The sequence below is a fragment of the Pedobacter terrae genome, assembly GCF_036946585.1.
Taxonomy (GTDB): Bacteria; Bacteroidota; Bacteroidia; order Sphingobacteriales; family Sphingobacteriaceae; genus Pedobacter; species Pedobacter terrae_C.
On sequence record NZ_JAQIIV010000005.1, the window covers coordinates 382,661 to 394,141 of the forward strand.

Consider the following 11,481-nt stretch of genomic DNA (forward strand, 5'->3'; position numbering starts at 1 on the left):
GCTTTTCTGAATCTAATCCAGTTACACTTGATAATTATTTTATCAAGTACACTCAGCGTTGTTAACGAACAGTAAAAGTATAGGCCACCCGGATTTCATCCTCAAATATATTTGTTGCCGGTTAAGCAACCATTATAAAATAATAAAAATGAACAGAATTACGTGAGATGTAAGATATGATCATTTTCGAAAATGGTTATCTATTCATAGAGAAAAAGCCCAAATTAAAAAGAATAGGCATGCATAAACTTTGATAAGATGTTGAAGAAATTACTTTATTCACCTAAATTCACCGCATTTGATTAACCTCGGAAGCCAAGTGCATTTTCCCATTGAAATGTTCAAATAAATACATCTGGAAGTTTAGTACAGATGAAACCGGAAACACACGGCATAAAAGGAACTTTAATAAACGTACCAGTTGAAGTCTAGGTCATTTTAAAATGTATCATAATAAGTTAACAGTCTAACTATGCCGTCAGTAGATTTTATATCTAGTTTGTTTTCTTTACAATACCTAGCTAGCTCTTCACTTCTGCCTAATGTAGAGAAAATCGACTTTTCAGTATACTTTACTTTAATTGGTTTATTATCTGCCTTAACGATGTAATATTGCGTATCATCAGCTATTTTTCGGGTTACTGTTGCAGTATTATATCCCTTGCTTTCAATTATAGTTTTTGCTGTTTTTTTAAGGAATTTAATCTTACCCTCATAAATGATTTGGTAAAAAGTTTTATCCGTAAATTTATCAACAGGAGCGAAACCATTTTTATATAGTTCTTTTGATGATGTCAATAAAAATTCCTTAGGTTGATCTTTAAATTCATACTCTTCGCCATCTTTACCTTTTAACACCAGTAAATCAGCTAGCAAATCATATTTCACTTCGCTAGATGAGGGCTCTATACCTTTCCCGAATTGCACGACTGCTTTTTGCCAATCACTAAATAGGTACGGGGAACCTTCAAAATCAGCATCTGTTCTTTTTGCACGAATGGTTTGGTGATCGCCTCCCATATTTACATTCCTGTACACTTGGGCTTCAGCTGAAACAAATCCTATTGTACCAACTAATAAAAGGAATATTTTTTTCATAATCTATTTGATGAAGTTATACCGAATTTAATATTTTAATATAAAAAAACCCGCATGAAGCGGGTTTTTTTATAATTTAATTACTGTCTTGCGCGAAGATAGGTCCACACTTCGTTCCATGTTGTTCTAACAAATGGAGAAGTAGTTACTACGCTTGGCTGAAGCATGTTATATTTAATGGTTATTGTTTTCGTTGCTGCGTCATAAGCATTAACCGTTCCTGATGGGTCCAGCCTACCTGAACGTGTGTTAGAAGCCGGTTGCCCATACGTATTGGTTACAGCTACAACCTTGTCAGTTGCAGGATCAAATTCTACTGTCACAGCGAAACTGCCATATTGACTATAACTTGTTCCTGAACGAATTGGAACATAATTACCTCCAAAGAAATGGTTATCATAAACAATGCATTTAGTTGGTGATAATGTTCTTAACTCATACTCCATCGGAGCTGTAACACCAACGGTATTATTTGAAGAGGTTAAATACTCATTGATGTGGCCTAAGGTAGCATTTGTAACATCAACCATACTACCTGCTACACTATATACTCCATCCCATTTATTCTTGATGCTAACAAAAACCATTATTGTATCACTTGTTGCCGCTGTTTTTTTAATTCCACCCCAGTCTGTTACACGAAAAGCAAGTGCATATTTTTTACCTAAATCTGTCCACTTGGAACCATCTATATTTAGTTTGAAATTCTGAGAGAATACTCCTGATGCGAAATTGACATTATAGCCAGTAGCAGTTTTGGAATAACCTCCATCACCTCCAAAAGTATAATAGGTTGCGGGTAATTCTTCAAATGTGTCTGCATGGTCTGTGTTATACTTTGTGATAATACCAGCATTTTGTTCTAATTTTATAGTTGCCGACTGCTGCAGATCAGCATTACTTGCTGCATCACGACGGATACTGAACATGGCAACTTTTTTAATATCTGAAAAAGGAGAGAAGAACAACTTTACCTCTCTACCTTCCAGCACTTTAAAATAGGTAGTACCTGAATCTCCGGTTTCGGTTCCTTCAAAAGCATCTTTCCTACAAGATACGGCTGTAATAGCGAACAATAACGCAATCCCAGCATATTTTAAAAAATGATTTTTCATTTTAATTAATTTAAACGTTAACGATTATTGATCCCACCACATTCTGGCATCCTGAGTATTACCCCCGGATAAACGAGCAATTGCTGCATCGTTATTTGCTTTATTGGTCGTTTGTTCTGTTGGAGAATAAGCAATTCTCCTTGGTATCTGTTTTGAAGAGTTCACAGCAGCAGCGGCTGGTGTAAGTACAGGGAATCCTGTTTTTCTCCAAATGTTCCATCCTTGTTGTCCATCAGGATAACTAGCCAAATACCGTTGAGTAGAAATATTTTTAACATTGTTTGCCGCTCCAACAGCCCCAATAGCCACATTGGCATTAGCCAGGTATGCTGAAGAGGGTGTACCAACTCCCCATTGCTCGTATGATAAGGTAATACCTTGGATGTACAAATCAGACAAATTTTCATTAGTCCAGCCTAGATTAGCCGCTTCGGCCCTGATCAATGCGATTTGCGAAGCAGTTATGAAGTATACAGGGCTAGCCTGATCTCGTTTATCGCCGCGCAAAACACGAGCCCAAGTCGGGTTATTATTTGTAAAACTCTCTGTTGATGCTTTATCACCGCCATAAGGAATACCTACATTTGACGTTGCTACATTTCCTGATTGTTCACTAGCGCCTCCAAATACAGCCTGTCTGCCATCTCCTAAACTAGCTGTTAAGTCAGTCATCGTTTTACTTTCGCCATAATCTTTACGGCCATTATAGCCATCCCAAATCACGTTTCTGAAATTTGGTGCAGCAGGTGTGAGCTGCATATTCTGGGCATTAGAAGTGATAACACCTCCAGCATCAGCTAAAGCAGCTTTAAATTGTGTCGCCGCATAATCACTTGCCCCAGGGTATTTTTTCGATAATTGAATGCTAATTACCAATCTCAAGGAATTTGCTACTCTTTTCCAGGCAGCAACATCACCATTGAACATGATATCACCTGTAATTGCAGAAGAATTAAAAGAAGTTGCTGCGGTAGTTAATGCCGCTAACATCCCTTTGTAAATTGCTTCCTGTGTATCGTAGGCCGGTGCATTTACAGTAATTCCCTTTAATGCTTGGCTATAAGGAATGTCACCCCAACGATTGGTCAACTGAAAATATACGTATTGTTGAAGTATCTTGGCAATCTGGTTTTGATTGTTGCTTGTGTTTACCAGTTGAATATTTTCCAAATCATATAGTATGCCACTGTAAGCACCAGTAAATGCACTTTGATCCAAAGCATATAACATCGCATCAGGATATTGGCTTTGTGAAAAATACTGGGAATAATAGCCCCCCGTTACATAAAACGCATAACCGCTCAAGCTTGCGATCGAGTTAGTTAACAAGGCATCAACCCTTGGATTTGTCGTTGCAGCTGGATTATCATTTGCTACACCAAAATCCTCTATTTTTTTACACCCCACTGAGCTGGCCAACACCAAACCTATCAAGGATGCATATATAAATTTCTTTTTCATAATAATTTCTTTTGTTTTTTAGATTAGAATCCTACTCTTAAGTTAAAACCAAATCCTCTTGTACCTGGTAGCTGAGCAGTTTCACCACTTGTAGCAGATACTTCTGATGGATCAAAATCTTTTGTTTTGGCATAAATTAAAACAGGGTTACGCGCAATTACCGAGAAAGTTGCATTTTGGATATATTTACTTATTCCTAGCTTCTTAACTGGAATATTGTATCCAACTGATACCTCACGTAATTTGATGAATGTTAAATCGTAAATGTAATCATCAAATGTTCTAGAATTATATAAACCTTGATAGTAATCAATTGCACTTAAATAGTAGGTTTTTGGCTGGCCAGTTGTGGCATCAACACCATCCACTCTAACACCGCCACCATCCGCAGGGTTATCACGAACAGAAACGCCTTTATCGTTCAAGGCAGCAGTGCGAGCTGTTAAACCACTATATGACCCCCACATATTTGATAACGATACGAATTTCCCACCAAATTGGTAATCGATATTAGCACTCACATTGAAATCTTTAAATATGGTAAATGAGTTTTGCAAACCACCAGTGTGTTTCGGAAGCACACTACCAAAAAATACGTTAGGATCATTTACAAAGTGCCCATTAGCATCTAATAACGGAACCCCATCTGCATTTCTTTTCTTTCCATTTCCGAAAATCTGTCCCCATTGCTTACCCTCTTCGTGTACCATATATGGCATAGTTGTACCCCAAACAGCATCAACTCCTGAAATTCGAGTGATACCGTATTTTTTACTCACCTCTACCACTTTATTATCTAATAAGTTAGCATATGTTCCCGAAATACTCCAAGAGAAGTTTGGAGAGTTAATAGGATTACCTGTAAGTTGAAATTCTAATCCTCGTTTGTTAACCTGGCCAATATTAGTAAAGATTGAGCTAAAGCCCGAAGCAGCGTTGATTGAAATAGATCTTGGGAAATTTTTCTCTGTTGCGTCCCAATAAGTCGCTTGTAAGGTAAGGCGCTTATTTAAGAATCCTAAATCGATCCCGAATTCATAGTTTGAAGAAGTAGCGCCTGTAATATCAGGGTCCACTAAAGCATCAGGAGTGGTCATTAATAAATTACCGTTCCATTTCAACGCATTTACACCATATGCAAAACCAGGGTAAACATACGCGCCAAAACGACCTGACTGATCAGATAGGGCCTGCGGAATCTCACCATAAGAAGCCCTCAATTTACCATTTGATAACCAACCAAAACTTTCTTTAGGAAGTAAGTCGCTGAACACAAATGAACCACCAATGGATTTAGACAGTACATTGTTGTTTGCCTGTGGCAGAGTTGAGAACCAGTCGTTACGAAGCGTTCCTTCTAAAAACAGGTAGTTTTTATAGCCTAAAGTTAATTTGCCAAAAACAGCTCTGTATTTTTCTATATATCTCGTATTACCGATTATAGGCTGATTAACAGAGTTTTGAACAGTAAACAAATCTGGAATCACCAACCCATTATCTGTTTGTGCCGAATTATCTTTGTAATCTGCTCTGAAAATATCTGTACCCACAGTTGCATCAACAGTAAAATCCTGAATTTTCTTAGTATATTGACCTAACAACTCATAGTTTTCCCTATTTGAATAAGTGTTAGCAGTATAATAATAACCACGAGCCTGTGGATCATTACCTGTCGTTTGCGTACCACTATCATTTAAACGTGTACTGTATTTGTCTTCAGTAAATGTTGTGTTTTGTTGTTTACGGTAAGTTCCTGTAAATTTCAAATCGTCATTAACCTTATAAGTTAAATATACGTTACCGTAAAGTCTATCTCTCTGGTTATTTTTATTTAATAAATCGTAATAGGTATAAAAGTTATACCAATAGTTACCTGCGTAAAATGCTTTTGGATCTGCTGCGTTGAACGAAGTTGGGTCATTATGGTTCCAGCTACCATAAATGTTAGTTCCATTCAATCCTGGCACGGTTAATCCTCTTAATTCTTTCATGATTCCCATATCCAAATCTCTATGGAACCATTGGTTAAATGATCCTGTACTTTGACTTGAATAAGCATCATCGATATCTCCACCTAATGCGGTTTTAACGTAGTTGATATTTGCTCCTACTGTAAAGTGTTTGTTAAGATCATAGTTTAAAACCAAGTTTAAAGTATTTTTTTTCAAATTTGTATTAGGTACCAAACCTTGAGTATATTGGTTTCCATAAGTCATTTTAAAATTATACTTTTCTCCAGCATTAGCGAAGGTCACTGAGTTATTTATGGCGATACCAGTGTTAAAGTAATCACGGGCATTATTTGGCTGTGGTGTTAACGAAGCGGTTTTATATGAATACTGAGTACCTGGATACCAAGCGTACCAAGGAATATATTCTTGACCTACCATTTTAGGCCCCCAGCTTGAATCATCGCTATAGTTATGATAATATTTACCATCAAGTGCCTTCCACTCTATAGGATCTCCGGATTTCCAGTTGTACTGGATAAGATCAGCAGAGTTACCACCGGCATAAGTATTTTGATAATTCGGTAAAATATAGGCATTTTCAAATGTTGCGCCCAAATTAAGGGTGATACCTGCCCCTTCGGTTTTCTTACCTTTTTTTGTGGTAATCAAAATTGCGCCAGCAGCCGCTTGTGAACCTAACAAAGCCGCTGCTGCAGGACCTTGCAAAATAGAAATATCCTCGATATCATCTAAGTTAACGTCATCTGCATTAGGAAGAATTGTTCCATCAACAACATAAAGCGCACCACTACCTGTACCGAAGCCACCTGCACCACGCATCCTTACTTGAGTGTTTCTTCCCAAAGCCGCTGCCGATTGACTTCTTACCTGAATACCTGCAACTTTACCCGCTAAAGCATTGTTGATATTTGTTCCACGTACAGTATTTAGCTTTTCACCGCTAATCGTTTGAATATTTGCTGTTGTAGCTCTAGCCGTGGTTTTTGTGCCATAAGCACCTTGAACAACAACCTCTGTTAATTGATTGGCATCACTTTCTAACATTACATTAACTACAGCTGAAGAACCTACGGTTACTTCTTTTTGTTTGTAGCCAACATAAGTAAATACTAAAACTGATCCATTTGGTGCTAATAAAGAGAATTTGCCATTAGCAGCGGAAACTGTACCCGATTGAGTACCTTTAATTTTTACACTTACGCCAGGGATTGGGAGGTTATCCTCTTGTGCAGTAACTGTACCAGTGACTGTTCTTTCTTGAGCAAACGCTGAAAATGCGCACAGCACGAGAATGAACAAACTTTGTAGAAGTTTTTTCATAATTTGAAAATAGGTTAGTTAATGATTTAATTAATGCTAATGTATAGTTAGTTACGAATAACACCAAATATTTTTTAACATTTTTTAACAATTATCTTGCTTTTTTAAAAAAAATGGCCTAGAAAGCAAAAAAAACAACTTAATCAAATAAAAACTGGCTTTTTAGTTAAAATTTTATCTGATTATAAATACATAAATAAGTTTTTAGTTAAACCTTAATGGAATAACGTGATTAAAATAAATGAAACTGGTAAAAAAATCTATCCATTTGTAAGCTGGGCGATTTTCGAATTTATAAGTAAATGATATTGATTGGCTTGTGAATCTGTTGTAATCAAAGCAGAGTACTTATACCCATGAACAAACCTGCCATAAATTTCCGAGTTTAAAAAGGGACTAGCTGAAATAGAAAATATTCAATTCAACCACGATATAGTAGGGTATCCATTCAACGATCATGAAGAGATGGCGCTGAAATTCTAAAGCGGATTAAGCGTCTTTGTGCTATAACAAAATAGAGAAGGAGAGTTTGAAGATCGGGGCCGGAAGCATTTTATTGAAATGATCTGAATTATTCTCGGTGGGTTAATTATTTATACATATAAGTGTCCAAAGTTCTGACGGATATACTTTAGGGGGAGACGGAATTCAAATGATGCTCCACAAGTTAAAGAAAAACATAAAGATCATTAACTTGACCCAGCCGATAGATGTAGATTATGTTTTAGGAAAAGAGTCATAATAGACCGGGTAATTATGAAATCAAGATATCTGCGAGCTACAGCATATATAACACTGATTAGAAATAACTTTCAACTAACAATCTTATTTTCATATTTATTTTTACTGAAAAAGCCATTACTCAATATTTAAATTGATAGCGCAAAGAAGCTAACACTATCTTCGTAAGCCGAATTCGCGTTAAATTAAATTAGGATTCATAAAAAAATAGCAGCCAAATAATTGACTGCTATTTCATGTTCATTAGTTCTAAGACATCTAATCGCTAGTAAAAAAACTGATGCCGATTATTTCAAAAATTTTATTTATCCCACCAAACTGGAACATAAATTAAAACGTTCCCTGGGAAGTTTAAGTTTGAAGTTGACTCTGCATTTGAATAAAGTAATCTCAATGGCGTTCTACCTGCACCAATATTTGAGCCAACAGAGGTGATAAGAAAATCAGGGTATCCTGTTCTTCTATATTCTGACCAAGCTTCAAATCCTTGTGTTCCGCACATTGCATAATATTTCTGGGTGATAATTACTTTCACCAAAGCCTCAGACGTTGTAGCCGCATTTAATGCAGCCTGACCATCTGGCGCAGTCGCAAAATATGCGTCAGCATCGTTAGCTGTCAATCCCGTGGCAACAAAACTCGCTCTTACTCCTGCCGTTAATAAATTAGAAACTGTACCACTAGCATAATTTCTGGCCACTGCTTCTGCTTGTAAAAATGCAGATTCAGACGCGGAAATTAATTTTACAGGAGCGGTTGCAGAACTACTGTTAGCTGCATTACCACCAGTTAACGTAGATGGTATAGAAACAACTTTAGCAACACCAGATGCTGCAAAGCTACCCTGTACTATAGAGTTCAAAGTTGTTTGTCCATCAACTAGATCATAAAACTTTGGCAACCTCTTATCCGAATTTCTCGTAAACGCGTTTACTGCGGTAGAACTGGCTACCAAATTCTGAACTTTACCTAAGGCTAACATTTCATTGTAAAGTGGGTTTTCATTACCACCAATACTAGAGTATTTAATTGCAGCATCTTTAGCTAAAAAAGTTGGATTAGTAGCATATAAAGCTTTTATTCCCGCTTCGGCCTTTGCTGGATCAGCTTTTACAATTCTAAGATATGCTCTAAGCTTTAGCGTATTTGCAAATGCTTGCCAACTTGGAATATCCCCTTGAAAAATAATATCTTGTGCACCAGGAGAAGTTGATGAAACCTTTAATAAAGCAATACCTTTATCGATATAGTTGAAGATACTATCATATACAAGTGCTTGTGAATCATATTTTGGTGAACCATAAAGACTAGGATTTAAAGCCTGAGATAAAGGCACATCTCCAAAAGCATCAGTAGTAAGCTGGTAAGAATAAGCCTTAAGAATGTACGCCATACCTTTCATGTATTCCAAACTTGAACCTTTACTATTGATAATCAGATTACAGTTAATTAATGCATTACGATATAGTGTCAACCAAGGTCTGTCAAATGCGGTATTGGCCAAATTATACTGATCAATTGTTTTATACTGTGAACTGTTTGGACTCTGTGTCCAGTACTGGCTCCACATACCTCCATAAACCTGGAAACTGTTCCCAACAATCTGCCCGATTGCAGCCTCTACGGTTGGAAGCAATAAAGATGGTTCCGCGGTATCCGGATTATTTGGATTTGCATTGATATCCAAAAATTTCTTACATCCTGATATACTCAGTATGCCAATAACTAATATTAGCAAAAGCGTATATTTTGATTTTTGTATTTTCGTTTTCATATTGAACTCCTTTAATTTGTTAAAATGTAACTTTAAGGTTGATACCATAATTACGAACCGAAGGCTGCGCAGTAAAGTCAAATCCTTGAGTATTTCCAGCGCCTGCTGAGTTAATTTCTGGGTCAGCGAACTGATTCTCACTAGCTGTCCACATGAATAAATTATTTCCATAAAGACCTACTGCGATAGAACTTACTGGTAAGCGTCGAAGCTGAGCCTTGTTAAATGTGTAAAAAAGACTAGCTGAACGTAATTTTACGAAAGACCCATCAACCATACTAAAGCCTGCAGGCAAACTACCACCATAATAATCTTGTTTAACAAAACCAACACTTGTGTTTGGAATAAATGCCCCAGAAGCATCTTGATATACAGAATTAGGCCATATTTCTCCAAATCTATTTCCGCCGGTTTCTGCGGAAGCGCCAACGAAAGCTAAAATTGATCTCGTCCTAGAATAGAATTTTCCACCTTGTTTAGTATCAAACAAAACATTGAAAGACAATTGTTTATACTTAATACTGGTACCCCATGAAGCTTGATATTTAGGATTATAATTGCCTAGATACTCTGCCTTCGAAGTACTTAACGGCATGCCCGTTGTTTCGTCAACAACAGTTCTTCCCTGATCATCTTTTAATGTGGTAACGCCATAGAACTCGCCATATGGTCTACCTACTGCTGCAACGATTGACATTCCTGAGAATCCACCGACTACAAACTGATCAATACCAGGCATTAGTGAAACCACTTTGTTTTTGTTCTTCGTAAATGATCCGAATAAACCCCACTCAAAATCATTAGATTTTAGTACAGTTCCTTTTAAGCTTAACTCAATACCATTATTTTGGACTTCACCCGCGTTAACTACGCTAAATCCATAACCTGTTGAGTTAGGAATTGGAATGGCCAAAATCTGATTTTTAGAATTGCTTTTGTAATAACTTGCATCTATTGTAATCCTATTATTTAATAAGCCTAAATCTGCTCCAATTTCAAAAGCTGTAGTAATTTCAGGTTTAAGATTTACGTTACCTAAGGTGGATCCTGGTGTTAAGGCAGCAACGTTACCAAAAGGGAACACCGTGCTTCCAAAATTGCCATTTATAGTCGTCTTTCCATAAGTAGATAACAACTGATAAGGATCGGTATCATTACCCACCTGAGCCCAACTTGATCTTAATTTACCGTAGTTTAAAACATTGGATACTGGCGAGTCTTTAAGTAATTCAGTAAAAACGAAAGAGCCACTTACACTTGGATAAAAGAACGAATTATTGTTTTTTGGTAGTGTTGATGACCAGTCATTTCTCGCTGTAGCTTCTAAAAATAAGAGATTTTTATAAGATAAGTTCAAATCTGCATAAAGACCAATTAACCTTCTTTTTGATAAATTATCAGCAATGATGTTTACCGGACCATTACTATTCGACAAATTGTACCACCCTGGAACAACTAGCCCACCAGATGTGTTGGTAGCAGAACTAAGTGTATTTGTTCCTCTTTGTCTGATATTATTACCCAACATTAACGATCCTTCAAAATCCTCGTTAAATTTATGTCTAGCAGTAACCATGAAATCATGAACCAATTCAGTAACATTATATTGATCTATTTGATAGGCACCAACATTGGTTCTGGTATTAGTTCCTGCATATTCCGCAGTTTGATCAATGTCAACAAAGCTATATTTTGGAGATATTGTTCTTCTCCTATCAGAGTAAGTATCAATACCAACTCTTTCCTGAATATCTAACCAATTTAACGGTTTATAATTTATATTAAAGTTACCTGTAACTCTGCTTACATCATTATAGTTTGCAAAATTTTCGAGTATCCAATATGGATTTTGAGTATATGTTCCATAATATCCGTATGAATTAGGGTGCGGAATACCCGCAGCATCAATATAGCCATAACCGTAATATTTGTTATTTAAATCTCTCAATGCCGGTAAATCGATATCCCTCGGAGTTTGCAACACATTATTAAAAACAGA

General features: G+C 36.6%; 6 protein-coding genes. All 6 read right to left on the minus strand.

Features of this window, described 5'->3' with window-relative positions; genetic code table 11:
- Positions 1-438: 438 nt before the first annotated feature.
- Entirely contained in the window at positions 439-1,098 is a 660-nt protein-coding gene (locus PGN18_RS10705; RefSeq protein ID WP_335319482.1) for a hypothetical protein, read from the minus strand.
- A gap of 80 nt (positions 1,099-1,178) precedes the next feature.
- Complete coding sequence (locus tag PGN18_RS10710; RefSeq protein WP_335319483.1) at positions 1,179-2,213, minus strand: DUF1735 domain-containing protein; 1,035 nt, start codon at positions 2,211-2,213, stop codon at positions 1,179-1,181.
- A 24-nt stretch (positions 2,214-2,237) separates the two neighbouring features.
- Positions 2,238-3,674 (minus strand): SusD/RagB family nutrient-binding outer membrane lipoprotein, encoded by a 1,437-nt coding sequence (locus PGN18_RS10715; protein ID WP_335319484.1) that lies wholly within the window; start codon positions 3,672-3,674, stop codon positions 2,238-2,240.
- Positions 3,675-3,697: 23 nt separating this feature from the next.
- A complete protein-coding gene (locus tag PGN18_RS10720) occupies positions 3,698-6,967 on the minus strand; it encodes a SusC/RagA family TonB-linked outer membrane protein (protein ID WP_335319485.1) in 3,270 nt (1,089 codons plus the stop codon).
- Positions 6,968-8,009: 1,042 nt separating this feature from the next.
- A complete protein-coding gene (locus PGN18_RS10725) occupies positions 8,010-9,482 on the minus strand; it encodes a SusD/RagB family nutrient-binding outer membrane lipoprotein (RefSeq protein WP_335319486.1) in 1,473 nt (490 codons plus the stop codon).
- 19 nt (positions 9,483-9,501) lie between these two features.
- A partial coding sequence (locus PGN18_RS10730) for a TonB-dependent receptor domain-containing protein (RefSeq protein ID WP_335319487.1) occupies positions 9,502-11,481 on the minus strand: 1,980 nt, incomplete at its 5' end.

Coding starts and splice junctions, on each gene's coding strand:
- PGN18_RS10705 (WP_335319482.1), bottom strand. CDS start 1,098: ATGAAAAAAATATTCCTTTTATTAGTTGGTACAATAGGATTTGTTTCA.
- PGN18_RS10710 (WP_335319483.1), bottom strand. CDS start 2,213: ATGAAAAATCATTTTTTAAAATATGCTGGGATTGCGTTATTGTTCGCT.
- PGN18_RS10715 (WP_335319484.1), bottom strand. CDS start 3,674: ATGAAAAAGAAATTTATATATGCATCCTTGATAGGTTTGGTGTTGGCC.
- PGN18_RS10720 (WP_335319485.1), bottom strand. CDS start 6,967: ATGAAAAAACTTCTACAAAGTTTGTTCATTCTCGTGCTGTGCGCATTT.
- PGN18_RS10725 (WP_335319486.1), bottom strand. CDS start 9,482: ATGAAAACGAAAATACAAAAATCAAAATATACGCTTTTGCTAATATTA.